The following is a 26,802-nucleotide window of genomic DNA, read 5'->3' on the forward strand; positions in this document are numbered from 1 at the left end:
GCAGAATCCATGAAGAGACTGGCAAAGGCAACCTGGCTGGCATTTGCCGCAGTCATGATATCCACGGCACTGACTGTCAGTGTCGTGCGTCTGCTGATGCCCTGGATGGACAGTTTCAGGGAAGAATTGCAGGTTTACCTGGGTAATACCTTCAAGACCAAAGTGACGCTGACGTCCATTAAGGGACGTATCTACAACTACAACCCCGCCATTGCAGTGGCCGGTATTCGTGTTTATCAGCCCGATCAGCCCGGCAAGACGGCGGTAGAGATTGATACCGCCATTCTGCAACTGGATACCCTCGCCACTATTCGTACGTTATCCCCGGTATTTGACAGCATTGCCGTTGACGGCGCGCAACTTAAGCTGACGTTTAACGACGGGCAGTGGGGCGTGGCCGGGTTCCCTGAGGCAGGCAATGCTGCTGCGAATCAGCAGGCAGCGGTCAGTGAACACAATCTCAGGGAGCTGACCGACGTTCTGAGCAACCAGGAAAGCATTCATTTCCATGACGTCCACCTGCAGATTACCAATGACGAGGGTGATCGCGCCGGACTGATGGTGGAGCATCTCCGGGTGGGCGGTACGAGGGCCAATCGCCACCTTTCGGGGCACCTGGTGACGGATGGCGGGGATGAGCTATCGTTGAACCTCGCGGCAGAAGGGCCGTTATTGAGTTGGCCGGATATCCGGTTGTCCGGCCATTTGATTGCTGAACGGATCAATATCAAGCCCTGGCTGCCATTTTTTGACGATCTGGTTCAGCAGCATATCGGCATAAAACTCAACCAGCTGCGTGTATCTGCGGAAATTCAGGCTGAATGGAACAAGGGGCAGTGGCAGGTCAGCAGTGATCTGAACGCGCCCATGCTGGACCTGGACTGGCAGCATCGTACACTGCCGCCGCTGACGGATTTCAGTACCCGACTGTTTGCCAGGGGGGATCAGCAGGATTGGCAGGTCTGGTTACAGGACTGGCAGTTTGTTTTCGGGGGGATTCCCTATCCGCGCAGCCAGTTCTACTTCTCTTCCCGTCATGAGCCCGAATCACGTTTGACGGTGGCGACCGACAGTATTTCGCTCCAGCCGCTAAAGCAGATGGTGGATACTGTTCCCTTGCCGGGTATCGCCGACAAACTCCTGCGGGTGTTGAACCCTCGTGGTGAGTTGGAGCAGGTGGTGCTGCGATTTTATCCGGAACGTGAAACATTCGATTTTGATCTCGCTGCCAGGCTGGATGAGGTGGCGGTGGACTCCTGGGAGGGCGCACCCTCCGGCGAGCATATTTCGGGCAGGCTGCGCATGACCGCCCGGGAAGGTCTGCTTGACCTGGATAGTAAGGATTTTGTACTGGGTCTTGATAATGTCTTCGATGAGGACTGGACCTACGAACAGGTGACCGGGCGGTTGTATTGGCGTCTCACTGATGACGTGTATCGCCTGAGAACGGATCGCATGCATTTTCTGGCCAAAGAAGGCGACCTGAATGCCCGGTTACGCCTGGATGTGCCGCTCGATGGCGAGCCGGTCAACATGGGACTGGAAGTGGGTATTACCAACGGCGATGCCCGTTATGCGGAAAAATACCTGCCGGTAAAGACCGGCATGAATGAGAACCTGGTGCGCTGGCTGAAAACCAGTATCCATGGGGCTGCGATCAACGATGGCGCATTCATCTGGAACGGGCCGCTCGACGTGACCGACGCCCCTAACGATATGACCTGGGGCCTCTACTTCAATATTGAAAACGGCGAGTTGATGTACAGCCCGGACTGGCCGGAACTCAAGGATATTAATGGACTGGTGCTGGTCGACCAGGAAGCTGTCAACGTATCGGCCAGCAGCGCCCGTATTTATGACAGTCGGGTAGTGAGTCTTAAGGCGTCGGTGCCGGACCTGGGGACGGCGGATCCACTGGTGCTGGATTTGCAGGCTGGCCTGGTATCAAAGGGTAAGGATGGTCTCAAGCTGCTACGGGAAACGCCTGTTGCAGAGGCTATCCACAATGCTGCGGATAACTGGGCGCTGGGTGGTGATCTCGATATCCAGCTCAGCCTCGGCATCCCGTTAAAAGAAGGCTTGGAAGACAGGATTGATGTCACGGTCACAACCGATAATGGCAGCTTTGCCCTGCAAAGTCCGGATGTATCCCTCAACAATGTTGCCGGACAATTCCGCTACACCACCGAAAAAGGTCTCTACAGCCAGGGGCTGCAGGCGCAGTTGTATGACAAGCTGGTGAAGCTGGATATGCAGACCGATGTGAAATCGGATACCGTGCGGTTAGGCCTGGAAGGGACGGCGAATGTGGCTGCCATCCAGTCCTCGCTGGGGCAGGATTTGTCGCCCTGGATTCGGGGGCAGACCGCCTATCGCGCTGACCTGGTGATACCTGGTAAGGGAGGGATTACCCTGGATGTGATCAGCGACCTTAAGGGCATCACCATCCCGTTGCCTGCACCATTGGGCAAGTCTGATAAAACTGCGCGGAAGCTCCGGGTGAGCGTCACGCTGCCAGGGAAGGGTGCGGTAACGGTGCGTACCACCGTAGGGAATGAGATTACATCACTCCTGCGCCTTGATGGGCAGGATTTGAAATCTGGTGTCGTTTATTTTGGCAAGGGGAAACCCCGCCTGCCGGAAACCGGCCTTCAGATCGCAGGTGGTCTGAAAACACTGGATTTATCCCCCTGGCAAACATGGTGGCAAGGGTATAGCCAGGCATCGACGCAGAAAAAAGCCACTGACAGCGGGACGGGCGCTGCGGGATTAACAGTCGGAGGGCTGGAACTCAGTGTTAGCGATTTTTCCATTCAGCAGCTGAAAGTGGATGACTATGTACTGGATGATACCCGTTTCAGTGTGCTCAGCGATCCGCGTGGAACCCATATCCGCTTAACGTCGCCGATGGCAAAGGGCACCCTGACTGTGCCGGATCAGGATACGCCGCTGGTGCTGGATGTGGAAAAGCTGGTGTTGCCGGAATCCCTGTTGGCCCAGGAGGAAGACGCTAAGCCGGAACAGCCAGAGAAAGACCCCCTGGCGGAGGTTAACCCGAAGACGATTCCTGTCATGGATATTGCAATACAGGATGTACGCATAGGCGAACGTGAGTTTGGCAAGATCAGTCTTCAGACGCGTAAAACCGATACCGGCATTGTGCTGCAGGAACTCAATGGCGCACTGGGTGGATTGGCGCTACATGGTTCGCTGGCGTGGAACCTTGTGGACGGGAAACCTGATACCCATTACAAGGGGCATATCTCAACCGGTGACTTGAAGCGTGTGCTGGCCAGCTGGGGATATCCGGATCGCATCACAACACGTAAGGCGGCGTTTACTGCGGATGTCGTCTGGCCTGGCTCGCCGGCAGCGTTTATGTCAAAAAGTCTGAAAGGTCAGGTGGGGATTGATATCAAGGATGGGCGCTTTCTGTCTTCGGACGCTGCATCCGGCGTACTGCGTATTTTCGGTATTCTCAACCTGGATTCCATTACCCGCCGCCTGAAACTCGATTTCTCTGACCTGTTCAAGTCGGGCGTCACGTTTGACAGGATCAAAGGGGTCATGAATTTCAATGAAGGGCTGATTACCTTTGCCGAACCCATAGAAGTGTCCGGACCGTCGTCTAACTTCAAGCTGGGTGGTGTCATTGACCTGCCCAGGCAAAACCTGAACCTGGAGCTGGTGGTAACGTTGCCGGTCACGGAAAACCTGCCGCTGGTGAGTTTGTTGCTGGGTCAGCCCCAGATTGCCGGTGCGATCTACCTGTTTGATAAAATCTGGGGCAGGAAGGTGGAGCAGCTGGCCAGTGTCCGCTATGAGATCAAGGGGCCGTTTGCAGACCCGGATGTGAAGCTGGACAAGCTGTTTTCCAATAAGGTGAAATAAATGTGTATTAACGAAGTACGGAGTTGAGTGTTAATCTAACGGTCATTATCTGCAGGCAAGCAGTTATCGTATTTTTCAATACAAAGCGCGTATTTACAGCTGTTCGTAATACTCCACCAAAAAGTTATCGCGCCACGAAGGGGGCTGTTTATCTCCAATCCCTCTCAGAACATCAAGACATGTTATGACAGTGTAGCCATACGATGTTGCGCCCATTTCTGAAATAGTACTTTTTGCTCGTTGCTTCCCGCCAACAGCGCTTAATCTAACGCAACATTCCATCTCGTAGCCCATAATGACAAGTTTGCTTTTGTGTGGGAGCAATCCGCAAGCTTGTAAGGTGTAATGGATGTTAGGATACGTCATGCCGCTAAATACATTCATCGTTGATTTGTTGACGATCTTGTGAGCAAACTTGATAGCACTTTGATGTGTTTTTATGAAAAATTCGTGCGGATCATGTTTCAGCTTTGGATTCAATTCAATAGTTATGATAGGAAGGCCAAGATCGGAGGCTGTTTGTAACACTCTTAACTGGCTGCTGTTCTCTGGATAACGCTCCATATTATGTTTGCTTTCATCAATCAGCAGCACACCAAGACTGGCACCTCCCACATCATGTTGGTATACAATATTTTCGAGCATGCTTCCAGGATAAGTAGGCATTGTCTTACAGTCGCCTGTCGAAAGCGGATGGTAATCACACACTATAGCTGAAAATGATGTGAATCGTATTTTTGGCGGGTTTGCGCTGAAGTGACGAAATGTTTATACAGTCGATTGATATGACTTAAATGCTGTTTCATCATTCAAAACAAACGCGTGTATCTTTATTTTTAATCAAACGACAGGATAGAAAATCAGATGCGGGTTTCGGTCATTCAGATGTCGTCACAAGCCGATGTAGCCGCAAATCTGGATGCCGCTCGTCATTTCCTGATTCTGGCTGCCAAGCAGGGAGCCAGGTTGGCTGTTTTACCGGAGTGTTTCGCCTGTTTGGAAGGTGATCTGCAGCGGTTAGGTGTTGAAGAAAGCCACTCGGGAAAGGTTCAGCGGTTTCTTTCCCGCCAGGCAAAGTCGCTGAAACTGTGGATTGTAGGTGGAACAACGCCCTGTGCTTCGCTGAATCATGAACCCGCTTCCAATGAGCGGCATTATGCAACTTGTTGCGTGTTTGGTCCGGATGGCCAGCAATACGCGCGCTATAACAAGATACATCTTTTTGATGTAGAGGTGGCGGACGGCAAGGGCACCTACCGCGAATCCGATAACTACCGGCATGGTGATCAGGTGGTGAGCGTGGAAACGGCTGCGGGAAAGGTCGGGTTGTCAGTCTGTTATGACATTCGCTTTCCTGAATTGTATCGAGCCTTGTCAGCGCAAGAGGTAGATATATTCACTGTGCCAGCAGCATTCACCCGGGTGACCGGTGAAGCCCATTGGGAAGTGTTATTACGGGCCCGGGCTATTGAAAACCAGTGTTTTGTTCTGGCCGCCAACCAGTGTGGACGTCATGGCAAGATCCGGGAAACCTGGGGACATTCCATGATTATTGACCCGTGGGGTGACATATTGGCGGAAGCCGGAGAGGAGCCGGGTGTTATCACAGCAGAACTGGATATGGCCCGGCTGACTGAGGTTCGGCGGCAGATGCCCTGTCAGTCCCACCGTCGGTTATGAACAAAATAACCAACAGTTCATCATACTCTTCTTGTGCCGGTTCCCGGCCTTTCATACCATAGCGTTAAGACAAGCGGGAAAAGCCAGAGAATAATTCATGACAGATATTCTGAGTCTCGCCAGAGAGCACCTGCTGGCGCCATCAAGCCTTGAAGAGAAGCATATCGAACAGGTCATCCATGGGATGCTGGGGCACCAGATTGATGCCGCTGACCTCTACTTCCAGAGCAGCCGCCATGAAGGCTGGGTGCTGGAAGACGGCATCGTCAAGGAAGGCAGTTTTAACGCGGACCGTGGGGTTGGCGTCCGCTCCATGAGCGGTGAAAAAACCGGTTTTGCCTACGCCAATGATATTGAGCTCACCGCGCTGGAAGCCGCGGCCGGTGCCTCGCGGAGTATTGCCCGCCAGGGACAATCGCGTTCAGTACAGGCCTGGGAGAGAAGTCAGCCCCTGAGTCTTTATGGTGAAATCAATCCGCTGGATACGTTAAGCCGTGATCAGAAAGTTGAGCTGCTGAAGAATGTTGATCAGGAAGCCCGGAAGGCGGATAACAGAATCAAACAGGTGACCGTCAGTCTGGCTGGCGTGTATGAGACCATCCTGGTGGCAGCCAGTGATGGCACCCTGGCAGCGGATATCCGACCGCTGGTTCGTCTCAATGTCAGTGTCATTGCCGAAGAGAATGGCCGGCTTGAACGGGGCTCTTTTGGCGGCGGTGGCCGTGGTACCTATCAGATGTTCCTGGATGGTGACCTCTGGCGTGATTATGCGAAGGAAGCTGTGCGGCAGGCCATTGTCAATCTGGCAGCAGTCCCTGCACCGGCCGGTGCCATGCCGGTAGTCCTCGGGGCAGGCTGGAATGGTGTCTTGCTGCATGAGGCCGTTGGCCATGGTCTGGAAGGGGACTTCAACCGTAAAGGCAGTTCTGCCTTTTCTGGTCGTATTGGTGAACGCGTGGCGTCACCGCTGTGTACGATTGTGGATGATGGCACGATTGCCGGCCGTCGGGGTTCTCTGAATATGGATGATGAAGGGGTGCCTTCTGAATGTACCGTATTGATTGAAAACGGCATTCTGAAGGGCTACATGCAGGACAAGATGAATGCTCGCCTGATGGGCGTCGCGTCGACGGGCAATGGCCGTCGTGAGTCCTACTCGCATCTTCCCATGCCGCGTATGACCAATACCTACATGCTGGCCGGTTCCCATGAGCATAATGAGATCATTGCTTCCGTGGATAAGGGCATCTATGTAGCTAATATGGGCGGTGGTCAGGTGGATATCACCTCAGGCAAATTTGTGTTCTCCACCAGTGAGGCTTACCTGATTGAAAACGGCAAGATCACTTCACCGGTCAAGGGCGCAACACTGATTGGCAACGGTCCAGAAGTCATGAACCGGGTGTCCATGGTGGGCAATAACCTGAAACTGGATACCGGTGTGGGGGTTTGTGGCAAGGATGGTCAGTCGGTTCCCGTTGGTGTAGGTCAGCCGACATTGAAGATTGATGAAATTACCGTAGGTGGTACTGGCACCTGAGAGGTGTGACAGGCAGTCTCGCAAGGAGGCTGCCTGATGCTTTTTATTCCGCCGGTCTCATGTCTTCACTGACTTCACGCAGGTAGCGGAACAGTTTACGACTCTGGGCCGGTGGCTTGTTTTCCTTCTGCTCCTTCAGAGCATTACGAACCAGCTGGCGAATATACTGGTTGTCAGCCTGAGGGTATTCGTCCATATACTCCGTCAATGCGGCATTGCCTTCCGTCAGGAGCCGTTCGCGCCAGCGCTCCAGATTGTGGAAGTGACGTGCGCTTTCTTCCGTCTGGCTATCCAGCCGCTGCAGGAGTTCCTGGATCGGTTCCACGTCCTGGTCGCGCATCAGCTTGCCAATGAAATTCAGATGCCGTTTCTTGGCATTGAAGCTCTTGATACGGCGGCCTTCTTCCAGTGCGGCGCGCAGGCGCTCTGTCAGTACCAGTTTCTCCAGTTGCGCAGGCTTCATCTCCTGGAGTCTGGCGCCCATATCCCTGAGTTCGTGCATTTCCTTCTTGATCTGGCTTTTGCTGACATACTCGATGTCGTCGAACTCGTCCTGCTCTCCAACGTTGTCGGGGTGATTCATTGCTATTCCACACTCATAGGATGGGGTGCATTGTAGCGTTTGTTGTCAGGAAAGTCCGGTCTGATCAAACACAGTTCCGTTTCCCCTTGAACAAGGCTGACGGTACAATGAAAGTTATCGCAAACAACGCCATTGGGAGTTGGAATGACCAGCCATCAGCTGCAGCCTGCTATCGATCCAGCCGTTGAGCAAGAGCGTCTGAAGACGCTGGTGGAAGACATTGTTGCCGAGGCCCGCCGCCAGGGCGCCTCGGCCTGTGAGGTCGGCGCCAGCAGTGATGCCGGATTGTCCGCCTCGGTTCGCCTCGGTGAAGTGGAAACCGTGGAATTCAACCAGGACAAGGGTTTTGGTATTACCGTGTACTTTGGCCAGCGTAAAGGCTCGGCCAGCACTACGGATTCCAGCCCGGATGCCATACGTGCCACTGTAGAGGCCGCCTGCGATATTGCCCGTTACACCAGCGAGGATGACTGTGCCGGTCTGGCGGACAAATCGCTGATGGCAACGGAATTCCCTGATCTGGATCTCTATCATCCCTGGGGTATTGGTACGGAAGAAGCGATCACGCTCGCCCGCGAATGTGAGGCGGCGGCTCGCGAAACCAGTCCGCTGATTACGAATTCAGACGGTGCGACCGTGAATACCCACCAAGGCTGCCGTGTCTACGGTAACAGTCATGGTTTCATTGGTGCGCAGGCGTCCAGCCGGCACAGTGTCAGTTGTGTGGTGATCGCCCAGAAAGGCGACGACATGCAGCGTGATTACTGGTACACCGTGGCCCGTGACGGCAACCTGCTGGACCGGATGGTGGATGTGGGGCGTACTGCAGCAGAGCGCACGATTCGTCGTCTGGGTGGCCAGAAACTGAAAACCTGTAAAGTGCCTGTGCTGTTCAGTGCCGAGCTGGCTGGTGGTGTGATCGGGAACCTGATGGCGGGCATCAGTGGTGGTAACCTGTACCGGCAGTCTTCTTTCCTGTTAGACCATCTCGGCAAGCAGATATTCCCTGAATGGGTGCATATTCATGAGCAGCCCCTGTTAAAAGGCGGAATGGGTTCAGGCGCGTTCGATGGTGATGGTCTTCAAACGTACGCTAAGGATTTCATCAAGGACGGTGTACTGGCTAACTACCTGTTGAGCACTTATTCTGGCCGTAAGCTGGGTATGCCAAGTACTGCCAATGCGGGTGGTGCACGTAACCTGTTTGTAGACAGTAATGCCGGTGATCAGGAATCGTTGCTGAAACAAATGGGCACTGGCCTGCTGCTTACAGAGCTGATTGGTCATGGCGTGAATATCGTGACGGGGGATTATTCCCGCGGCGCGGCTGGTTTCTGGGTGGAGAATGGCGAGATCCAGTATCCGGTGTCAGAAATTACCATTGCCGGAAATCTCAAAGACATGTTTATGCAATTGCAGGCGGTAGGTAACGATGTGGATCGTCGTGGCAATATCCAGACGGGTTCACTGCTGATTGATGGCTTGACGATTGCGGGAAATTAACCCGTCATAGCCCCATAAAAAAACACCGGTTATCCGGTGTTTTTTTATGGCTGAAGATTATGAATAGAACAGTGTGGCCAGTCCCAGAAAGGACATAAAACCGGTGACATCGGTGATGGTGGTTAACACCACGGAACCGGCCAGAGCAGGGTCAATCTTCAAGGCCTTCAATATCATTGGCAGTATCGCGCCGACCACAACGGCAACCGTCAGGTTAATCACCATGGCCAGCGCAATCACGAGGGCAATTACCGAATCGTCAAACCACAGCATGGCGGCAGTGGCAACGACACTGGCCCAGATCACGCCATTGGACAGACCGACGATAAATTCCCGGGTCACCAGCCAGCGGGTGTTGGAACGTCCGATCTGGCCCAGTGCCATGGCACGAATAATCAGGGTCAGTGTCTGGCTGCCGGCAATGCCACCCATGCTGGCGACAATAGGCATTAGAACCGCCAGGGCAACCACCTTGTCGATTGTATCTTGAAACAGCCCGATCACGCTGGCGGAAATAAAGGCGGTCATCAGGTTGATGCCCAGCCAGGTTGCCCGACGGCGTGCGGTCTTGAATGTCGGTGCAAAGGTGTCCTCGTCTTCATCAAGACCGGCCCGGCTCATCACTGAGTGATCCGCTTCTTCCCGAATAACGTCAACAACATCATCAACAGTGACACGGCCAATCAGGCGATGGTTTTCGTTAATCACCGGCGCGGAAATGAGGTCCTCCCGTTCGAACAGCTGGGCCACCTGGCTGTCCTGCATGTCGGCGGGGATAGCAATGAATTCCGTTTCCATGACCTCACTGATGGTTTTGTTGCCATCCTCAGTCAGTAGTCGGGTCGTGGGCAAGGTGCCGATTAACGTGTCATCCCGGCTGACAACCAGCAAACCATCGAAGGGTTCCGGCAGGGATTCATGACGACGCAGATAGCGTAGTGCGACATCAATGGTGATATCCGGCCTGACCGTGGTGGTGTCGGTATTCATCAGGCCGCCGGCAGTGTCTTCAGGCCATGACAGGACGGCCTCAATCCGCTGGCGATCCTGCTGACTCATTGACGACAGCACCTGGTGGGTGATGGTCTGGGGCAGTTGTTGCAGCAGGTCGGCGATGTCGTCGATATCCTGTCCTTCCAGGATGCCGATCAGTTCCGCCACATTCATGCGGTCAATAAAGAACTGCCTGACATCATCACTCATTTCGTTGAGGACATCACCTTCGTGTTCAACGTCAATGAGTTTCCACAGCAGGCTGCGCTGTCGGGGTGGCGCTGAAGCCAGCAGGTGCGCAGCATCGGCAGGCGACAGGCTGTTCAGCATCTGTTTGACCTGCGTGGAAATGCCTTCCTCCAGTGCCTTGTTGAGGATGTCCAGCTGGTTGTCTGAAAGCGCCAGGGAGTGTTGCTGTGTCATGCCTGTCCTTGACTGCGGATATAGTAGACAGTGGTTATATGTTTGAAGAATAGTCAGTCTGTCAACGGTGGGGCAAGCGGAGAATGCAGCGGGTTGTAATAAATATCCGGGGGCAAGTGCGGGAGATTATTCTCCCTCACCGAAAAAATCATCAATCAGGGCTTGAATGGCCTGAAGCGCCCTGGCTTCATCATGGCCTTCGATCTCGACGGTCAGTTCGGTGCCCTGGCTGGCAGCCAGCATCATCACAGACATGATGCTTTTACCGTCCACCATATTTTGATCACGTCCCACGTCAATGCGGCTGGCAAAGGCGGAGCTGGTCGTGACAAATTTTGCGGCGGCCCTCGCGTGCAGGCCCAGTTTGTTTTTTATCGTAATGGTCTCACGGATCATTGTGCCTGAATCTCTCTGTGCCGAACCTGCGTGTTATTGTGAGCCTGTTGAAACCGTTGCGCGAGTGCTTCACAGACAAAGACTGAACGATGCTGGCCGCCTGTGCAACCAATGGCGATGGTCATATAGCTGCGATTGCCGGCTTCAAAGTCCGGGAGCCAGTGTTCAATAAAGGTGTAGATATCATTGATCATCCGTTCTACGGGCGGTTGACCTTTGAGGAAATCGATAACGGGCTGATCCTTGCCGGTAAATGCGCGTAACGATTCATCCCAGTAAGGGTTCGGCAGGCAGCGGACATCAAAGACATAATCGGCATCGGTGGGAATGCCATGCTTGAAACCAAAGGATTGCAGTTGCAGTGACAGTCCGTGCTCCTGTTTTCCCAGAACCCGCTGGCGGATGGTGCTGCGCAGGTCATGCAGTGACAGGGTGCTGGTGTCTATCCGCAGGTCGGCTAACAGAGAGATGGGTTCCAGTATGTCGGTCTCTCGCTTGATCGCCTCTTCCAGGGAATACTGCTCGTTACTCAGGGGGTGGCGCCTGCGGGTTGAGCTATACCGCTTCAGCAGGGTGGTATCGTCAGCATCCAGAAAGATGATGTCACATTCAATACCCTGTGTTTCAGTGATTTCGCGGTAAATCGATGAGAAATGACTGAGTGCGCCGGGGATATTGCGTGCATCAATACTCAGGGCAATGCGGGGTGACTGTTCACTCGGGTTATTGCGCAGACTGTCTATCAGGCCTGGCAGCAGGTCGGCGGGCAGGTTGTCCACGCAGTAAAAGCCCTGATCTTCCAACGCATGCAGCGCGGCACTCTTGCCTGAACCTGATCGACCGCTGATGACGATCAGCCGGGGGACAGTGGACATTGTTAATTATCCCGTATTTGTTGCTGCCAGCAGGGAACCCGTCAGCCGTAGCGGCAGGCTCCCTGATCAGTTCAAGCATAGGAAAAAATGAAAACAAGAGAAAGAGGTCAAACGACAATGGTTTATCGTTTATGTAAGGTTGGCGTTTCTGGGAGGGACGTTATTCCTCGCAGGTGATCAGCTGGTACAGCATTTCGCTGCTTTCGGCTTTTCGCAGAGCCTCGCAAAGTCCCGGGTTGCTGAATTTTTCAGCCAGTTTTTTCAGCAGTTCCAGATGTTCGTTGATGCTGTTGTCTGGTACGACCAGCGCGAAGATGAGATCAACGGGGTGGCGATCAATAGCATCAAAGTCGATTGGTTCTGCCAGCTGGAGAAATATGGCTGCCGGTTTTTTGCAGGAGGCCAGGCGGCAATGGGGTATGGCGACGCCGTTACCTAAACCGGTGCTGCCGAGTTTTTCGCGGGTGACAAGACAGTTGAACAGATCCTTGGCGTCGATGACGGGATCATGCTGTCCGATCAGGTTGGCGATATATTCGAGGGTGCGCTTTTTGCTGCCACCCTGCACGCCACAGAGGGCGTGCTCGGGCAATAGAATCTTACGAATGCTCATTGGAATGCTGGGAGTAGCGAGGGGTGCTCAATGCGAGCCGGCTCCCTGCATACGATCGAGGTTTTTCTCTTTGTGTTTGAGGATCTGGCGATCAAGTTTGTCGGCCAGAAGATCAATGGCAGCATACATATCTTCATGCTCGGCGGACGCTGCGATATCCGCACCGCGTATGTGGAGCGTCGCTTCTGCAAGCTGTCTGACTTTTTCCACGCTCAGCGTAACCTGGATATTGGTTATGCTATCGCAGTGTTCAGCGAGCTTGTTTAGTTTTTTGGTAACATACTCGCGGAGAGACTCGGTAACTTCGACATGATGTCCGCTGATGTTAACTTGCATGCGTTACTCTCCTGATCACAGGTTCGCTCACATCCGGTTTGCACTCCGTACGAACCGGGCTGACGGCTCTAGTGTACCATTGCTCAGGGGCGGTCGTCTTGGGTTTTTGCGACCTATTTACCGGAATGCGCGTATGTTTGTACGTGCCCTAACCGGTTGTTAGGCACAGCGTAGACTACACCAGCCGTTTTCGTTCGTTAGATGGCGGAATCAGGATGGATTCCCGGTACTTGGCAATGGTTCGCCGTGCGACCTGAATGCCCTGTTCCGCCAGCAATGCGGCGATCTTGTTATCGCTCAGGGGCTTTCTCGGGTTCTCCTGGGAGACCAGTTTCCTGATCAGCGCCCGAATGGCGGTGGAAGAACATTCTCCCCCGGATGCCGTGCTGACATGGCTGGAGAAGAAATATTTCAATTCAAAAATGCCCCGGGGCGTATGCATGTATTTCTGGGTGGTAACACGGGAGATGGTGGATTCGTGCATCTCCACGCTTTCAGCAATATCGTGCAGCACCAGGGGTTTCATGGCTTCCTCGCCATAGTCGAAGAACCCGCGTTGGTAGTCGACGATGCGGGTGGCGACCTTGAGCAGGGTTTCGCTGCGGCTTTGCAGACTTTTGATAAACCAGCGGGCTTCCTGAAGCTGGTTTTTCAGGTAGGTATTGTCGCTGCTGTTATCCGCCCGGCGGATCAGCGAGGAGTAGCCGGTATTGATGCGCAGACGTGGCGACGCATCAGGATTCAGTTCAACAACCCACTCGCCCTGCTTCTTGCTGACCAGTACGTCTGGAATGACATATTCTGCTTCACCGGTTTCAAGGCTGCTGCCGGGCTTCGGGTTCAGGGTTTGGATCAGTTCAATGGCGGCTTTCAGCTCGGGCTCCTTGAGCTTTGCCTTGCGCATGATAGTGGTGTAATCACGGCTGCCCAGACGATCCAGGTGCTGATCAACGACCTGCTTGGCGGCAAGTAGCGCGGGTTCTTCCAGAACGTCAGGACCGTTTAGCTGTATCAGAAGGCATTCGCGTAGATCCCTGCAGGCTACGCCGATCGGGTCAAACTGCTGGATACGACGTAACATGACCTCGACCTCATCAAGTTCGAGTTCCAGTGTCGGATCCATGCCCTCAAGGATGTCTTCCAGAGAGCAGGTCAGATAACCGTCGTCGTTTATTGCATCGATAATCGCCATACCGATCAGGCGATCGGTGTCACTCATCGGGGTCAGGTTGAGTTGCCACTCAAGATGATCCTGCAGGGAATCGGGGGCGCTGCTGCGGCTGGTAAAGTCGTCGTCAGAGCGTTCGCTCTGGGAGCTGGATGAGGATTGGTAGATGTCGTCCCAGCCGCTGTCCACGGGTAGTTCCGTAGGAATCTGATCGCTCCACTCTTCCTGGGATTCCGATTCTTCTGAGGATTTTTCTGTTTTTTCGCCCGCTGCAAAGTCAGTCAGGCCGGTTTCACTGCCGGCATCGCTGTCCTGCGTTGCTGCGTCATCGGCTGAACTGTTTTCAGGCGTGTTTTCCTCCTGTTCAAGCAGCGGATTGCTCTCAATGGCCTGCTGGATCTCCTGTTGCAGATCCAACGTTGACAACTGCAGCAGCCTGATAGCCTGCTGCAGTTGAGGGGTCATGGTCAGTTGCTGGCCAATCTTGAGTTCCAGTGATGGCTTCATGACTCTACCGGTCCTGGTTGCACTACATCTGATTCACGGTTGTCGTTCTTGCTCATCCCTGAGAGCTTGCCAGGTGCCTGTTTGCACCTGCGGCTATTCAGTCTGTTGCGACAGTTATCGCTTTCGCGACGGTATAGTACATGGCTGGATCGGATTTTGCATCAGATACGGAAGTGTTCTCCGAGATAGACGTCGCGAACCTTCTGGTTGGCCATGATGGTGTGACTGTCGCCCTCGGCGATAATGTGACCTTCGCTGACAATATAGGCGTGTTCACAAATATCCAGCGTTTCGCGTACGTTGTGATCGGTGATCAGGACGCCGATGCCGCGATTCTTCAGGTGCTGGATAATCTGCTTGATATCATTGACCGAGATAGGGTCAACGCCGGCGAAGGGTTCATCCAGCAGGATGAAGGAGGGCTCGGTTGCCAGCGAACGGGCAATTTCAACCCGGCGTCGCTCACCACCGGACAGGCTCATGCCGGCACTGTCGCGGATATGCTGGATGTTGAACTCTGCCAGCAACTGTTCCTGCTTCTCCACACGCTGCGCCTTGGTCAGGTCCTTGCGGGTTTCAAGGATAGCCATCAGGTTATCCGCTACGCTGAGTTTGCGGAAAATGGAGGCTTCCTGTGGCAGATATCCAATGCCCGCGCGGGCGCGGCCGTGCATGGGCAGGGGAGTGATGTCCTGGTTATCAATCCGGATCTGGCCGCCATCGGCGTGTACCAGTCCGACAATCATATAAAAACAGGTCGTTTTGCCGGCGCCGTTGGGGCCGAGCAGTCCGACAATCTGCCCACTCTCAATGCTGACAGAGACATCCCTGACGACCTGGCGGCCACCGTACTGTTTTCTGAGGTTGCAGGCTTTAAGCTGAGACATGCTGTCGTTTAACCGCTGTACATCGAAACTCGTTGGAACGGTGATGGCCGCAATATGAAGCGGCCATCCCTGGAAAGGGTCGGTTTACTGGCGAGGCTGGATGACCATCTCGACCCGTTTGCCCTGGTTGGCGCCATCTGCCTTTGCGTTGACGACCTGGGCCTGTTTGTCGTACTCGATCATGTCACCGGTAAAGGTGTCGCCTTTTTGCTCAAGACGGGCCTGCTTGATCAGCTCGACCTTTTCATGATCCAGGTAATACTTGATGGTCTTGCCCCAGGCTTTGAGGAGGCCTTTCTCACTGTCTTGTTCTTCTTCAAAGTAGGCCTTTTTCTTCTTGCCTTCAGAGACGACTTTCTGAATCTGGCGATCCTTTGAATAGATGGTGACAATGTCCCCGGTCAGTTTGGTGGTGCCCTGGGTCATGATGACATTGCCACGGTAGATGGAAATGCCTTGTTTGTCGTCTATGTCGGCGGAGTCCGAAGAGATATGGATCGGTTTTTCCCGATCGCCGGGCAAGGCCTGTGCAGAAGTTGCACCAAACAGTGCCATGGCGGTAACAAGTGAAAGTGTGAGTTTAGCGTGATTCATGTACGCCCCTGACCCTGGACTTCAACTGGATAAAATCCCGTTTATAAAACGCTTTCATACCATTGGCTTTCATCACCCCGCTGGGGCTGATGATGGTGACAGGCCGGTTGGTATCGGCAAAATTCTGACCAGAGTATATGGTCAGAAAGTCTGTGTCCATGCGCAGCTTTTGGGTGTCACCCTCCATCTGGGTCATGACAACATTCTTCTTCAGTTCTACGGTTTCTCCGTCGGGGAGAATGCGGCCGGTGTCCGCGACAGTATGCCAGGGTGCAGCGTTTTCGCTGTGACTCCAGAGATCCGGGCTGGCCAGCAGTGTGATTTCATTGTGAGGATAGTGGCTGATGCTGTCAGCAGTGAGGTCTGATTTCAGCTGTCCTTTCTCATCGAATTCGCGGATATGCGCATTGTAGGAAAAGAAATCCGGCACCTTGATCTCGGTGGCTGCCCCGGCTGGCTGGCGGGAAACCTTGAGGTCGGTTTCGTAGGCCCAGTAACCCATGCCGACCGCGAGGACGACAATGGCGGCTATCAATAGAATCTGGCGTAGTGGCATATAACGTCCTTAACCCGCGGGCTGCGTATCCCTGGTGATTCAGAGATACGCGGCCTGAGCAGCTTCCAGGGTGCCCTGGGCCGCCATGATCAGCTCACAGAATTCCCGTGCAGCGCCACGGCCACCGTTCAGTTGGGTGACGCCGTCAGCATGTTGCTTGACGAAATCGTGGGCATTGGCAACCGCCATGCCCAGACCTGCCCGGCGGATAGCGGCCAGATCCGGCAGGTCGTCGCCCAGGTAAGCGACCTGTTCAAAGGACAGGCCAAGCTCTTCCAGTATACCGGTCAGAACGGTGAGTTTGTCTTCACGACCCTGTACCAGGTGGGCAATGCCGAGGTCACGGGCGCGCTTTTCTACCAGCGGTGAGCTGCGACCGGTAATAATGGCGGTTTCAACACCGCTGTTTTGCAGCAGCTTGATGCCCAGGCCATCGAGAATGTTGAACGCCTTGATTTCTTCACCGTCAGACGTGAAATAAAGGCGACCATCAGACAGCACGCCGTCCACATCAAAAACGGCCAGCTTTACGTTGCGTGCTTTTTCGTGCAGTGCGGCATTCATTCAGACAACTCCGGCCTTCAGCAGGTCATGCATATTAATAGCGCCAATCGCGTGATTGTCTTCATTCACGCAAATGAGGGCGTTGATTTTGTATTCATCCATGATATGCAGGGCTTCGGCTGCAAGGATATTGTCCCGAACGGTTTTACAGTTGCGGGTCATCACATCATCGATCACGCTGTTGCGAGGGTCGATGTTATGGTCCAGTGTCCGGCGCAGGTCGCCATCGGTGAAAACACCGGTAACTTGTTGCCTGTCATCGCAGATTGCGGTGATGCCCAGGCCTTTGCCGGTAATCTCCAGTAGTGCCTGGCCGAGCGAGGTTCCCTCCCTGACCATGGGGATGCGGTCGCCGGTGTGCATGATGTCGGAGACTTTCAGCAGCAGGCGGCGTCCCAGGCTGCCGCCGGGATGGGAAAAGGCAAAGTCTTCTGCGGTGAAACCGCGTGCTTCCAACAGGGAAATTGCCAGGGCGTCACCCATGACCAGTGTCACAGTCGTACTTGAGGAGGGAGCCAGGTCCAGGGGGCAGGCTTCCTTTTCAACGCTGACGTTCAGGTGAACGTCGGATGCACGCGCCAGCGTGGAGTCGTTGTTGCCTGTCATGCTGATCAGGGGAACACCCAGCCGCTTCAGCAGCGGGATCAGGGTAACGACTTCACTGGTATTGCCGGAGTTGGACAGGGCCAGCACGATGTCGTTGCTGGTGATCATGCCCATATCACCGTGGCTGGCTTCTGCCGGGTGCACAAAGAATGAAGGGGTGCCGGTGCTGGCCAGGGTGGCGGCAATTTTGCGGCCGATATGGCCAGACTTGCCCATGCCTACCACAATGACGCGGCCGGTACAGGCCAGCATGCGCTGACAGGCATCGGCAAAATGGTTGTCGATACGGTTGTGCAGGGCGTCGACCGCCTTGCGTTCAAGGTCTACGGTGCGTCGGCCTGACGCGATAAAAGTTTCCGGATTGGTCATTGCAGCTCGGTCAGATAATGATTCAGTGGTCGCTGTGATGTCTGGGTGCGTGTCCATAGCGTATCAACTCTGAAGATACAGCAGCAGGGTATAGCTCAGATAGCAGGCTGCCAGAAGTATGCCCGCGCCCCGTCCGATTCTCTGGCGTTTGCGACCGGCCAGTGCCAGGATCAATAGCAATGCCGTGATAGCCGTCATGGCTGGCACGTCACGCTGGAATGCGGCCGGATCAATAGTAGCCGGTGCAACGATTCCAGGCACCGCCATGACGGCCAGCAGGTTGAAAATGTTGGAGCCTACAATATTTCCCAGCGCAATGTCATGGTGTTTTTTCAGGGCGCTGACCACAGAAGCGGCCAGTTCCGGCAGGCTGGTGCCGATGGCAACTATGGTCAGGCCGATAACCAGTTCACTGATGCCCAGTGCCCGGGCGATTTCCGTTGCACCCCAGACCAGCAGGCGGGAGCTGGCGACCATCACCAGCAGTCCAACGATCAGCAGGACGGTGGCTTTTGCCTGGCTGATATTTGGCAGTTCTTCTTCGGTTTCCTGGCCTGCAGTGGTTTGCAGTTGGCTGTCGGGCTGGCGTTGCCAGCGGTAGATCAGGTAAAGCGTAAGAACCAGTCCGCTGATCAGCAGTATGCCGTCCAGTCGGCCAAGCTGGTTGTCGATCAGCAGCAGGCCCGCCAGAACCGTGACAATCATCAGCAGGGGGATTTCACGGCGAACAACATCACTCTTGACGGGCAGAGGCGCAACGATAGCTGTAATACCCAGCACCAGGCCTATGTTGGCAATGTTGGAACCGACAGCGTTGCCTACCGCGAGGTTGCCATAACCGGACATGGCCGCCATCAGGGAAACCAGGATCTCCGGGGCAGAGGTGCCGATGGAGACAATGGTCAGGCCGATCAGCATGGGTGACATGCCAAAGTTCCGGGCAGTGCCGGCTGCGCCGTTGACAAACTGGTCGGCGCTCCACATCAGGGCGATGAATCCGGCAAGGATAGCGCCAGTAGCGAGAAGCATGGTGATTACGTAAACCTGTCTGCATGAAAGCGGTCGATTGTATCTGTAAACACGAGGTCTGGCACTCGGAACCGGCGAAAAACCGCAACCTTTTTGCTTGTTCAGGTTTTGTTAAGGAAGTTTTGCGTAGGATAAAAGGCAGGAATATATTCAGATGATCAGCATCGTTCATGGGAGACTTATGTCATAGTGTGAACGGTGTTACACTTTGGCGACAGGATAATGGTTGTTATAAGCTGTTGCCTTGAAATAGCAAGCTGTCGTTGCCTGTTGTGTAATCTTGTAGCCTTAACTGGCTGAATCCCAGATTGTACTGAATCACCGTGAGCGTATTTATCGTCTGCGGTTGGGTATGGATTGTTTCGCGTTAACCGATTCCTGGATGGAAGGTGCTATTGCTCGATGAGTGCACTGTCGGACAATTTTGTTGAAATTCGCGGGCTGACCTTTCTGCGTGGCGAACGAGTGATCTTCGACAACGTGGATATGGATATTCCCAGGGGTAAAGTCACCGCGGTGATGGGCCCCAGCGGCACGGGTAAAACAACCCTGCTGCGCCTTATTGGTGCCCAGTTGAAGCCTGATGCCGGTACGATCCGGGTCGATGGCCATGATCTGTTTGCCCAGGACCGGGAGCGCCTGTTCCAGCTGCGTCGCCGTATGGGGATGCTGTTCCAGAGTGGCGCACTGTTCACCGATCTGAGCGTCTTTGAAAATGTTGCCTTTCCGCTGCGTGTGCATACTAACCTGCCAGATCGAATGATTCGGGATATTGTCCTGATGAAATTGCAGGCAGTGGGCTTGCGCGGTGCATCTCAGCTTATGCCCAGTGAGCTGTCAGGTGGTATGGCGCGCCGTGTGGCGCTCGCCCGTGCGATTGCGCTGGATCCCGGCATGATGATGTACGACGAGCCTTTCGTCGGGCAGGATCCCATTGCCATGGGTGTGCTGGTCAAGCTGGTCAGGATGCTCAATGATTCCCTCAAGATGACGACGATTGTCGTGTCGCATGACCTGACGGAAACCGCCAGTATTGCCGATTACCTGTATCTGTTTGCCGATGGCCATGTGATTGGCAAGGGCACGCCGGAAGAAATGATGAATTCAAATGACCCTGATATCCGGCAGTTTATGAATGGTCTGCCTGATGGGCCGGTGCCGTTTCATTATCCCGGTGAGGACTATCTCACTGAATTGCTGGAGGAGGGATAATGACGGGCTTTGTCGATAGTCTGGTCAGGATCGGTCGCCTTGGTCTCACTCGCATTCAGGCGATTGGCCGCGCCGGGATGATCCTGTTTCATGCCATTTTGGGGCGTTCCCGCCACGGTTCCATGTTCCCGTTGCTGATCAAGCAACTGTATTTCGTGGGTGTTCTGTCTCTGGTCATCATTATCGTATCCGGTTTTTTCATCGGTATGGTGCTGGGGCTTCAGGGGTACAACATCCTTGTGCGTTACGGTTCTGAGCAGGCGGTCGGTCAGCTGGTGGCGCTGAGTCTGGTGCGTGAGCTGGGGCCGGTGGTGACCGGGTTGCTGTTTGCTGGCCGGGCGGGCTCTGCGTTGACGGCAGAAATCGGGCTCATGAAAGCCACGGAACAGTTGTCGAGCATGGAGATGATCGGTGTTGATCCGCTTAAGCGCATTATCGCGCCGCGGTTCTGGGCCGGTTTTATCAGTATGCCGATACTGGCCGCGATCTTTTCCATGGTGGGTATCATGGGTGGCGCCATGGTGGGAGTTGACTGGCTCGGTATCTATGAAGGCTCATTCTGGGCCAACATGCAGCAGGCCGTTGATTTCCGCAATGATGTGATTGACGGAATGATAAAAAGTCTGGTGTTTGGTTTTGTCGTGACCTGGATTGCCGTATTCCAGGGCTATGACGCCGTGCCGACATCAGAAGGTATCAGTCGGGCAACGACCCGCACGGTGGTCTACGCCTCCCTGGCTGTCCTGGGGCTTGACTTTATATTGACTGCCGTAATGTTTGGAGACCTGTAAGCGATGCGGATGCGAACGATAGAAATTGGTGTCGGCGCCTTTATTCTGGCGGGCGTGTTTGCGCTTGTCCTGCTGGCGCTGAAAGTCAGCGGCCTGTCACTCAGTGGTAACTCACAGACTTATCAGCTTCATGCGGAGTTCGATAATATCGGTTCACTGACACACCGGGCAAAGGTGTCCATGGCGGGTGTCACGATTGGTCGCGTGGTGGGTATCGAGCTGAACAAGAAAACCTATATGGCGCGGGTCACCATGGCCATCGACAGTGACGTCGACAATATTCCCATCGACAGCACTGCGGCCATTGAGACGGCAGGTCTTCTGGGTGAAAAGTATATCGGCATCAGTATCGGTGGTGCGGCAGAATTCCTGCAGCCGGGTGAGCTGTTTGATGATACCCAGTCCGCCATCGTGCTTGAAGACCTGATAGGCAAGTTCATGCTGGGTGCCGTTGGCAAGGATGATACTGCCAGCGACGATGCGTTTTGACAGAACGGCGATAGACTTAAATTAACGTGTGATCTTGACGGTTGCCAACCATGAAAATGACACAGAAACTGACTCGTATGCTGGCACTGCTGGCGGTTGTTGCACAGGTTTCCCTGCCGGTTGCCGCGGCTGAGCAAAAGCCGGAAACCGTGGCCAGCGAAGCGACCAACCGGGTACTGACGGTGCTGCGTGAAAACCGGTCAGTCTTTGAGAAAGAACCGCAGAAATACTACGTGGCGGTTGAAGAAGTCCTTGATCCTGTCATTGCCTTTGACCAGGTGGCCCGTGGTGTGATGGGGAAGTACGCGCATCGGGCGTCGCCGGAGCAGCTGAAGGCGTTTACCCAGACTTTTCGTGATAGTCTGATCGAGTTTTACGGTAAGGCCGTGATGACGCTGGATCCCTCTCGCCTGAAGCTATCCAGGGTTGATCCGGTGGCAGAAGAGCAGTTGACGGATTACCGTAACCGAAAGATCCGTTCTATTCCGGTCAACCTGAAAGTCAGCTCTGACAGTCAGGAGTACAGCTTGTCCTACTCCATGATTCAGGATGATGGCCAGTGGAAAGCGCGGAATATCATCGTTGAAGGGATCAACATCGGCGTGCAGTTCCGTAACCAGTTTGCCTCTGCCATGCAGCAGTACAAGGATGTGGGCAAGGTGATTGATAACTGGTCAGCCATCATGAAGAGCCAGGCAGAAGCCGACCAGGGGGCCTGATGAATACAGTTGAGGTTATTGCATCAGGCAAGCTAGCCTTGAAGGGCGCCGTTGATGTTGATACGGCGGCAGAACTTGAGCAGGCTGGTATGACCCTGATTGACGGGCAGGTTGCTTCTGAGTGGGAAGTGGATTTGTCAGCCGTTACCCGGGCCGACAGCGCCGCGCTGGCCTTGATGCTGTCCTGGATGCGTGATGCCGGCAAAAAACAGGTAGCGCTTAAATTTACGGGATTACCCGATGAGTTGCTGGCACTGGCCGGGGTCTGTGGTGTGGATGACCTGCTGCCAATGACCTGAGATTGCAGAAAAACTGAAAAAAACGTGTAAGAAGCGGGCTGGGCACTGGTGTTCAGCCCGCTTCTTTTATTATCATTGCTCGTTTTGTATCCGGGTTGGGATTGAGCGCCATGCAAGCAGTTGAAATCAAGACACTACTGGAAGAGCGACTGGATGACGCCGAGGTCATCGTTGCCGGTGAAGGCTGTGATTTTCAATTGACGGTGATTTCTGATCAGTTTAGCGGTGCCTTGCCTGTAAAACGCCAGCAAATGGTGTATGCCCATCTGAATGACCTGATTGCTGACGGCACGATTCACGCGGTAACCATGCGTACCTTTACCCGTGACGAGTGGGCTGCCCAGCAGTAATTCTTTTGCCAGCCTATGCTTGTTCGACGCTGCATGCTTGCGGGTTGATCAAGCTGGGTGATGGTTTCGTATTAGCTGTGTTATTTCCAGGAAGGTGAACGTGACGTCAGTTCCCGGAAATAATGCTTATCCTCGCAACAGGGGTTTCAATGGATAAGCTGATTATTACTGGTGGAGTACAACTCAATGGCGAGATCCGGATCTCCGGCGCCAAGAACTCTGCCCTGCCGATCCTGGCAGCGACGCTGCTGGCCGATGAGCCGGTGACAGTCTGTAACCTGCCGCACCTCAATGACATCACTACCATGATCGAGCTGTTTGGCTGCATGGGGATTGAACTGCTCATTGATGAAAAGATGAATGTGGAAGTGCATGCCAGCACTATCAAGCATCTCAGCGCACCTTATGAACTGGTCAAGACCATGCGTGCGTCCATCCTGGTTCTGGGGCCCTTGCTGAGCCGTTTTGGTGAGGCGGAAGTGGCATTGCCGGGTGGTTGTGCGATCGGTAGTCGTCCTGTTGACCTGCATATTCGTGGCCTGGAAGCCATGGGCGCAGATATCAAGGTTGAGGAAGGTTACATCCGCGCCAAGGCCAAGCGTCTGAAAGGTGCCCGTATTTTTATGGATACCGTCACGGTAACCGGTACGGAAAACCTGCTGATGGCCGCGGTATTGGCAGAAGGTGAAACCCTGATTGAAAACGCCGCACGTGAACCGGAAGTCGTTGACCTGGCTGAGTGCCTGTTGCGCATGGGGGCGAAAATTGAAGGCCACGGTACAGACACCATCCGTATTCAGGGCGTTGATCGCCTGCATGGCTGTGTCTATTCCGTGCTGCCGGACCGTATCGAAACCAGTACTTACCTGATTGCAGCGGCCGCAACTGGCGGGCGTATCAAGGTCAAGGATACAGAGCCGAAAATCCTGGATTCCGTGCTGACCAAACTGCAGGAAGCCGGCGCCAATGTGCAGTGGGGTGATGACTGGATCTCCCTGGACATGGAAGGCCGTCGCCCTAAAGCGATTAATCTGAAGACCGCGCCTTATCCCGCATTGCCAACTGATGTTCAGGCGCAGTTCACCGCACTGAACGCCGTCGCGGAAGGCACTGGTTCCATTACGGAAACCGTGTTTGAAAACCGCTTCATGCATGTGCAGGAAATGAAGCGTATGGGTGCGACGATTGATGTGGAAGGCAATACTGCTATTGTCACAGGTGTCTCGCAATTAAAGGCTGCACCCGTAATGGCAACCGACCTTCGTGCCTCTGCCAGCCTTGTGATTGCAGGATTGGTGGCAGAAGGCGACACCATGGTTGACCGCATTTACCACATTGACCGTGGTTATGAGTGTATTGAAGAGAAACTTCAGCAGTTGGGTGCGAAGATCAAACGTATACCAGGCTAATTGAGTATCTGGATATTCTGTCAGACACCTTGTGATCAAAAAGGTGTCTGGCATTTGTTATCTGTTTTGCGTTGCTAATGTCAGAGGGAGGAATCTTTTTTACTGCAAAAGTTGGTATTAAGCAATTTTTATTAATGTCGTTTGGAAAATAACGCAGAATAGGCTGATAGCGCTGATCAAACCTGTAAATTCAGGTTTTACTGTATTAACGACTTGACTGCCATGGAAGGGTTCTGATTTGAACGATTAAGTTGAGCCTGTCATTAATTTATCCTGACAATAGCGCCACTGCAGGTTAGATTTACACCGGCTTTCACCTGTGTTTGTATTTTTCCATCAATATCCACCATCAAGCCTGAGACCGCGGCCTTAAAGGATGCTTCCAGTTTCATGGTACTTGCATTGGCGGTCATTTTCTGACTCTCAATATTGAGTATTGCGCCATTAATACTGATACCCGTCGGTGTCAGCTCTATTTTGCTGTCTCCGGCTTGCAGGGTGATTCCAAGCGGGGACTCAATGGTCACTTGACCCTTGGCGTTGATGGATGTTTCCGCTGCCGAAATTACGTTAATGGCTCCGCTTGATTCACAGGTGTAATCCCCCCCCGTTTTCACCCATGCCGCAGCTTCTGTCTCGAGGCTCATGTCTTCCTTTGATTTCATGACCAGTGTTTTTTCTACTTCTGTCAATGACTCTCCTGTCACGGTCATGTGAGCGTTATTTTTTACCTGTAGTCGCATGTCCTTTTGCGCCTGTATGAACAGTTCTTCGCTATCTTTGATATCGCACACGCGAAATATATGACCGTCCTCTTCTTGCCCGTTAGGCGTTGAGCGGGTTTTTAATAGAAACGTATCTGCCGTCACCTCGACAGCTTTGTTAATGGCCGTATAAAGGGAGCCGGCGACAAAAGGCTGATCCGGATCACTATCAAAAAAATCTATCACGACCTGTTGTCCAATTCTTGGCAGAATCGTACTGCCAAAACCCTCACCGGCAAGGGCGTGCCTGACAGGTAACCAGCAGGGAAATTCACCGTTTTTATCCCAATGAAAGACAACCTGGACACGGCCGGTATCATCGGAGTGTACCTCTTCACCATCAGGGCCGACTACCGTACCCTTTTGCGGGCCATTCATCTTTTTTCTTAACAGGGGACAGCTTCGAAAGACCGATGATTCAGGAAAACAGGTAAACGTGTTTGTATAGTCGATATCATCGGTTGAGGTGGGTTCATTTTGAGAACATTGATGTTCCAGGGTCGAAATAATATGGATACCATTCTGATCCTCATCCGGATGTTCTGCCAGGGTAAACTGGAGACCTGCATGCAGATCGGGCAGCACACTGCTGCTGGTGGCCGTGTATCGCACAGACTCATGATGCTCCATGCACTGTAGTGCGGTTTGATCCAATGTCTCCTGGTTGGTTCGGCGACTCTCCCATCGCAGGCAGGGTGCAATGCCGCAGGGGTCGGAGGGTGTGATACAGCGGCTGATAATCGGCTGACCCAGGCCGGGATCATAACCTGTATACTCCCAGTTCCCGCTACCAATGGTGTTTTTGGGTATCCATGAATTGACACAGGGTTCGTCTTCTATATCTTCACCTTTATCGGAAAACAGGATCTCTTCCTCCTCCAGTGATGACTGCTGGAAACCCTGGTTATCATTCGCCACGATCATTTCATGGCCGTCTTCATCGCTAACAAAGTAGAAGTGATAACCCTCTTCAAATAATAACCGGGTGATAAAGTCATAATCGTTTTCTTGATACTGTATACACAGGGGTTTTATGGTATCTGCCTGTGTCACAAACGTCAGTTTAGGTTCGAAAGTATACCCATCAATAACCTGCTGTATTATGTCAGCCAGTGACATTTCCTGAAAAACACGACAATTGAACGTTTCTTTTAATAAATCCAGCCATGGAACTACCGTGACTTCCCAACAATACATATCGATGCCAGGTATTTGTGGCCGTGCACGAAAAGAGCGCACAATCCCATGGCACAAGGTATACGTACTTCTTTCCCGTTCTGTATCTTCTTCGAGATCCTCGAACAGATCATCGTCATCCTCGTCATCGTCATCCATAAAGAAGTCACAGACTATATCCAGGACACTGTCTTCCTCCTCAGCCTCTTCAAACCTGGAGTAAAGAAAGCAACCCTGACTGCCGAGGAGCTCACTATCCATGACATCCTCCGTCAGAATCGTTGCCCTGGCAATAAAAGGTTCATTGATCGACTCAGAAATATTCAGTGCTATCGCTATATATTCCTCGCCGGTGGAAACCCTAAAGCAGAGAGACGGAGTCGATTCACCTTCCTCTTCGTCTTCGTCTTCGTCTTCTTCAAACACCTCGAATATGGTTATCGCCGCTTCTGAAACAACCTCTTCGGCTGAGGGTTCAGC

The 26,802-nt window shown here is 53.5% G+C and carries 26 protein-coding genes; 11 read left to right on the forward strand and 15 right to left on the reverse strand.

Annotated features, from left to right (window positions below):
- Nucleotides 1–9: 9 nt before the first annotated feature.
- Complete coding sequence (locus AC27K1_RS19960; RefSeq protein ID WP_487152555.1) at nucleotides 10–3,891, forward strand: YhdP family protein; 3,882 nt, start codon at nucleotides 10–12, stop codon at nucleotides 3,889–3,891.
- Between the two features lie 93 nt (nucleotides 3,892–3,984).
- On the opposite strand, the gene AC27K1_RS19965 is transcribed toward AC27K1_RS19960, so the two are convergent.
- Complete coding sequence (locus AC27K1_RS19965; RefSeq protein WP_487152556.1) at nucleotides 3,985–4,557, reverse strand: hypothetical protein; 573 nt, start codon at nucleotides 4,555–4,557, stop codon at nucleotides 3,985–3,987.
- A 198-nt stretch (nucleotides 4,558–4,755) separates the two neighbouring features.
- On the opposite strand from AC27K1_RS19965, the gene AC27K1_RS19970 reads away from it, so the two are divergent.
- Together AC27K1_RS19970 and tldD are read left to right on the forward strand one after the other, a co-directional pair.
- Nucleotides 4,756–5,571: a carbon-nitrogen hydrolase family protein gene (locus AC27K1_RS19970; protein WP_487152557.1), complete on the forward strand. Its 816-nt coding sequence runs from the start codon at nucleotides 4,756–4,758 to the stop codon at nucleotides 5,569–5,571.
- Between the two features lie 97 nt (nucleotides 5,572–5,668).
- Nucleotides 5,669–7,111, forward strand: coding sequence for a metalloprotease TldD (gene tldD, locus AC27K1_RS19975; protein WP_487152558.1), 1,443 nt, complete (start codon nucleotides 5,669–5,671; stop codon nucleotides 7,109–7,111).
- 43 nt (nucleotides 7,112–7,154) lie between these two features.
- Here tldD and yjgA read toward each other — a convergent pair whose 3' ends face one another.
- Nucleotides 7,155–7,694: a ribosome biogenesis factor YjgA gene (gene yjgA, locus AC27K1_RS19980; protein ID WP_487152559.1), complete on the reverse strand. Its 540-nt coding sequence runs from the start codon at nucleotides 7,692–7,694 to the stop codon at nucleotides 7,155–7,157.
- Nucleotides 7,695–7,853: 159 nt separating this feature from the next.
- Between yjgA and pmbA the strand changes: the two genes are divergently transcribed.
- Complete coding sequence (gene pmbA, locus AC27K1_RS19985) at nucleotides 7,854–9,197, forward strand: metalloprotease PmbA (RefSeq protein WP_487152578.1); 1,344 nt, start codon at nucleotides 7,854–7,856, stop codon at nucleotides 9,195–9,197.
- 57 nt (nucleotides 9,198–9,254) lie between these two features.
- On the opposite strand, the gene mgtE is transcribed toward pmbA, so the two are convergent.
- The 12 genes from mgtE to AC27K1_RS20045 form a co-directional block, all read right to left on the reverse strand.
- A complete protein-coding gene (mgtE, locus tag AC27K1_RS19990; RefSeq protein WP_487152560.1) occupies nucleotides 9,255–10,613 on the reverse strand; it encodes a magnesium transporter in 1,359 nt (452 codons plus the stop codon).
- A gap of 126 nt (nucleotides 10,614–10,739) precedes the next feature.
- Entirely contained in the window at nucleotides 10,740–11,009 is a 270-nt protein-coding gene (locus AC27K1_RS19995) for an HPr family phosphocarrier protein (protein ID WP_487152561.1), read from the reverse strand.
- Nucleotides 11,006–11,884: an RNase adapter RapZ gene (gene rapZ, locus AC27K1_RS20000; protein ID WP_487152562.1), complete on the reverse strand. Its 879-nt coding sequence runs from the start codon at nucleotides 11,882–11,884 to the stop codon at nucleotides 11,006–11,008. The genes AC27K1_RS19995 and rapZ overlap by 4 nt, the downstream gene beginning before the upstream one ends.
- Nucleotides 11,885–12,044: 160 nt before the next feature.
- The gene (ptsN, locus tag AC27K1_RS20005; RefSeq protein WP_487152563.1) at nucleotides 12,045–12,497 is read right to left on the reverse strand and encodes a PTS IIA-like nitrogen regulatory protein PtsN; all 453 of its coding nucleotides are present in this window, start codon (nucleotides 12,495–12,497) and stop codon (nucleotides 12,045–12,047) included.
- Between the two features lie 27 nt (nucleotides 12,498–12,524).
- Nucleotides 12,525–12,833, reverse strand: coding sequence for a ribosome hibernation-promoting factor, HPF/YfiA family (gene hpf / locus AC27K1_RS20010; RefSeq protein ID WP_395177590.1), 309 nt, complete (start codon nucleotides 12,831–12,833; stop codon nucleotides 12,525–12,527).
- A gap of 175 nt (nucleotides 12,834–13,008) precedes the next feature.
- The gene (locus AC27K1_RS20015) at nucleotides 13,009–14,508 is read right to left on the reverse strand and encodes an RNA polymerase factor sigma-54 (protein WP_487152564.1); all 1,500 of its coding nucleotides are present in this window, start codon (nucleotides 14,506–14,508) and stop codon (nucleotides 13,009–13,011) included.
- A gap of 161 nt (nucleotides 14,509–14,669) precedes the next feature.
- Entirely contained in the window at nucleotides 14,670–15,395 is a 726-nt protein-coding gene (lptB, locus tag AC27K1_RS20020; RefSeq protein WP_395182797.1) for an LPS export ABC transporter ATP-binding protein, read from the reverse strand.
- Between the two features lie 84 nt (nucleotides 15,396–15,479).
- Nucleotides 15,480–15,989, reverse strand: coding sequence for a lipopolysaccharide transport periplasmic protein LptA (gene lptA, locus AC27K1_RS20025; protein WP_487152565.1), 510 nt, complete (start codon nucleotides 15,987–15,989; stop codon nucleotides 15,480–15,482).
- Nucleotides 15,976–16,545, reverse strand: coding sequence for an LPS export ABC transporter periplasmic protein LptC (gene lptC, locus AC27K1_RS20030; RefSeq protein ID WP_487152566.1), 570 nt, complete (start codon nucleotides 16,543–16,545; stop codon nucleotides 15,976–15,978). Before lptC ends, lptA begins: the two co-directional genes overlap by 14 nt.
- Nucleotides 16,546–16,584: 39 nt before the next feature.
- Nucleotides 16,585–17,109 carry a 3-deoxy-manno-octulosonate-8-phosphatase KdsC gene (gene kdsC / locus AC27K1_RS20035; protein WP_487152567.1) on the reverse strand — a complete coding sequence of 175 codons (525 nt, stop codon included), beginning with the start codon at nucleotides 17,107–17,109 and terminating at the stop codon, nucleotides 16,585–16,587.
- Nucleotides 17,110–18,084: a KpsF/GutQ family sugar-phosphate isomerase gene (locus AC27K1_RS20040; protein WP_487152568.1), complete on the reverse strand. Its 975-nt coding sequence runs from the start codon at nucleotides 18,082–18,084 to the stop codon at nucleotides 17,110–17,112.
- A 63-nt stretch (nucleotides 18,085–18,147) separates the two neighbouring features.
- Nucleotides 18,148–19,113 (reverse strand): calcium/sodium antiporter, encoded by a 966-nt coding sequence (locus tag AC27K1_RS20045; protein ID WP_487152569.1) that lies wholly within the window; start codon nucleotides 19,111–19,113, stop codon nucleotides 18,148–18,150.
- A gap of 402 nt (nucleotides 19,114–19,515) precedes the next feature.
- Between AC27K1_RS20045 and AC27K1_RS20050 the strand changes: the two genes are divergently transcribed.
- The 7 genes from AC27K1_RS20050 (at nucleotide 19,516) to murA (ending at nucleotide 24,382) form a co-directional block, all read left to right on the forward strand.
- Entirely contained in the window at nucleotides 19,516–20,325 is an 810-nt protein-coding gene (locus AC27K1_RS20050) for an ATP-binding cassette domain-containing protein (RefSeq protein ID WP_487152570.1), read from the forward strand.
- Nucleotides 20,325–21,116, forward strand: coding sequence for a lipid asymmetry maintenance ABC transporter permease subunit MlaE (mlaE, locus tag AC27K1_RS20055; RefSeq protein WP_487152571.1), 792 nt, complete (start codon nucleotides 20,325–20,327; stop codon nucleotides 21,114–21,116). The genes AC27K1_RS20050 and mlaE overlap by 1 nt, the downstream gene beginning before the upstream one ends.
- Before the next feature lie 9 nt (nucleotides 21,117–21,125).
- The gene (gene mlaD, locus AC27K1_RS20060; RefSeq protein ID WP_487152572.1) at nucleotides 21,126–21,605 is read left to right on the forward strand and encodes an outer membrane lipid asymmetry maintenance protein MlaD; all 480 of its coding nucleotides are present in this window, start codon (nucleotides 21,126–21,128) and stop codon (nucleotides 21,603–21,605) included.
- 50 nt (nucleotides 21,606–21,655) lie between these two features.
- On the forward strand, nucleotides 21,656–22,324 hold the full coding sequence (locus AC27K1_RS20065; RefSeq protein WP_487152573.1) for an MlaC/ttg2D family ABC transporter substrate-binding protein: 669 nt from the start codon (nucleotides 21,656–21,658) through the stop codon (nucleotides 22,322–22,324).
- Entirely contained in the window at nucleotides 22,324–22,623 is a 300-nt protein-coding gene (locus tag AC27K1_RS20070) for an STAS domain-containing protein (protein ID WP_487152574.1), read from the forward strand. The genes AC27K1_RS20065 and AC27K1_RS20070 overlap by 1 nt, the downstream gene beginning before the upstream one ends.
- 110 nt (nucleotides 22,624–22,733) lie before the next feature.
- Nucleotides 22,734–22,973 carry a BolA family protein gene (locus AC27K1_RS20075; protein ID WP_395177602.1) on the forward strand — a complete coding sequence of 80 codons (240 nt, stop codon included), beginning with the start codon at nucleotides 22,734–22,736 and terminating at the stop codon, nucleotides 22,971–22,973.
- A 149-nt stretch (nucleotides 22,974–23,122) separates the two neighbouring features.
- Nucleotides 23,123–24,382 carry a UDP-N-acetylglucosamine 1-carboxyvinyltransferase gene (gene murA / locus AC27K1_RS20080; protein WP_487152575.1) on the forward strand — a complete coding sequence of 420 codons (1,260 nt, stop codon included), beginning with the start codon at nucleotides 23,123–23,125 and terminating at the stop codon, nucleotides 24,380–24,382.
- Nucleotides 24,383–24,645: 263 nt separating this feature from the next.
- On the opposite strand, the gene AC27K1_RS20085 is transcribed toward murA, so the two are convergent.
- On the reverse strand, nucleotides 24,646–26,802 hold a 2,157-nt coding region (locus AC27K1_RS20085), incomplete at its 5' end, for a type VI secretion system Vgr family protein (protein WP_487152576.1).

The sequence above is a fragment of the Kistimonas ophiarachnellae genome, from assembly GCF_057552235.1.

Bases quoted from the DNA above. Each gene is read 5' to 3' on its own strand.
- AC27K1_RS19995 (WP_487152561.1), bottom strand. From the start codon at position 11,009: ATGATCCGTGAGACCATTACGATAAAAAACAAACTGGGCCTGCACGCG.
- AC27K1_RS20015 (WP_487152564.1), bottom strand. From the start codon at position 14,508: ATGAAGCCATCACTGGAACTCAAGATTGGCCAGCAACTGACCATGACC.
- murA (WP_487152575.1), top strand. From the start codon at position 23,123: ATGGATAAGCTGATTATTACTGGTGGAGTACAACTCAATGGCGAGATC.
- AC27K1_RS20045 (WP_487152569.1), bottom strand. From the start codon at position 19,113: ATGCTTCTCGCTACTGGCGCTATCCTTGCCGGATTCATCGCCCTGATG.
- AC27K1_RS19965 (WP_487152556.1), bottom strand. From the start codon at position 4,557: ATGCCTACTTATCCTGGAAGCATGCTCGAAAATATTGTATACCAACAT.
- lptA (WP_487152565.1), bottom strand. From the start codon at position 15,989: ATGAATCACGCTAAACTCACACTTTCACTTGTTACCGCCATGGCACTG.
- AC27K1_RS20050 (WP_487152570.1), top strand. From the start codon at position 19,516: ATGAGTGCACTGTCGGACAATTTTGTTGAAATTCGCGGGCTGACCTTT.
- rapZ (WP_487152562.1), bottom strand. From the start codon at position 11,884: ATGTCCACTGTCCCCCGGCTGATCGTCATCAGCGGTCGATCAGGTTCA.
- AC27K1_RS19960 (WP_487152555.1), top strand. From the start codon at position 10: ATGAAGAGACTGGCAAAGGCAACCTGGCTGGCATTTGCCGCAGTCATG.
- AC27K1_RS20070 (WP_487152574.1), top strand. From the start codon at position 22,324: ATGAATACAGTTGAGGTTATTGCATCAGGCAAGCTAGCCTTGAAGGGC.
- AC27K1_RS20075 (WP_395177602.1), top strand. From the start codon at position 22,734: ATGCAAGCAGTTGAAATCAAGACACTACTGGAAGAGCGACTGGATGAC.
- yjgA (WP_487152559.1), bottom strand. From the start codon at position 7,694: ATGAATCACCCCGACAACGTTGGAGAGCAGGACGAGTTCGACGACATC.
- hpf (WP_395177590.1), bottom strand. From the start codon at position 12,833: ATGCAAGTTAACATCAGCGGACATCATGTCGAAGTTACCGAGTCTCTC.
- mlaE (WP_487152571.1), top strand. From the start codon at position 20,325: ATGACGGGCTTTGTCGATAGTCTGGTCAGGATCGGTCGCCTTGGTCTC.
- kdsC (WP_487152567.1), bottom strand. From the start codon at position 17,109: ATGAATGCCGCACTGCACGAAAAAGCACGCAACGTAAAGCTGGCCGTT.
- lptC (WP_487152566.1), bottom strand. From the start codon at position 16,545: ATGCCACTACGCCAGATTCTATTGATAGCCGCCATTGTCGTCCTCGCG.
- AC27K1_RS19970 (WP_487152557.1), top strand. From the start codon at position 4,756: ATGCGGGTTTCGGTCATTCAGATGTCGTCACAAGCCGATGTAGCCGCA.
- lptB (WP_395182797.1), bottom strand. From the start codon at position 15,395: ATGTCTCAGCTTAAAGCCTGCAACCTCAGAAAACAGTACGGTGGCCGC.
- mgtE (WP_487152560.1), bottom strand. From the start codon at position 10,613: ATGACACAGCAACACTCCCTGGCGCTTTCAGACAACCAGCTGGACATC.
- ptsN (WP_487152563.1), bottom strand. From the start codon at position 12,497: ATGAGCATTCGTAAGATTCTATTGCCCGAGCACGCCCTCTGTGGCGTG.
- AC27K1_RS20065 (WP_487152573.1), top strand. From the start codon at position 21,656: ATGAAAATGACACAGAAACTGACTCGTATGCTGGCACTGCTGGCGGTT.
- tldD (WP_487152558.1), top strand. From the start codon at position 5,669: ATGACAGATATTCTGAGTCTCGCCAGAGAGCACCTGCTGGCGCCATCA.
- mlaD (WP_487152572.1), top strand. From the start codon at position 21,126: ATGCGAACGATAGAAATTGGTGTCGGCGCCTTTATTCTGGCGGGCGTG.
- AC27K1_RS20040 (WP_487152568.1), bottom strand. From the start codon at position 18,084: ATGACCAATCCGGAAACTTTTATCGCGTCAGGCCGACGCACCGTAGAC.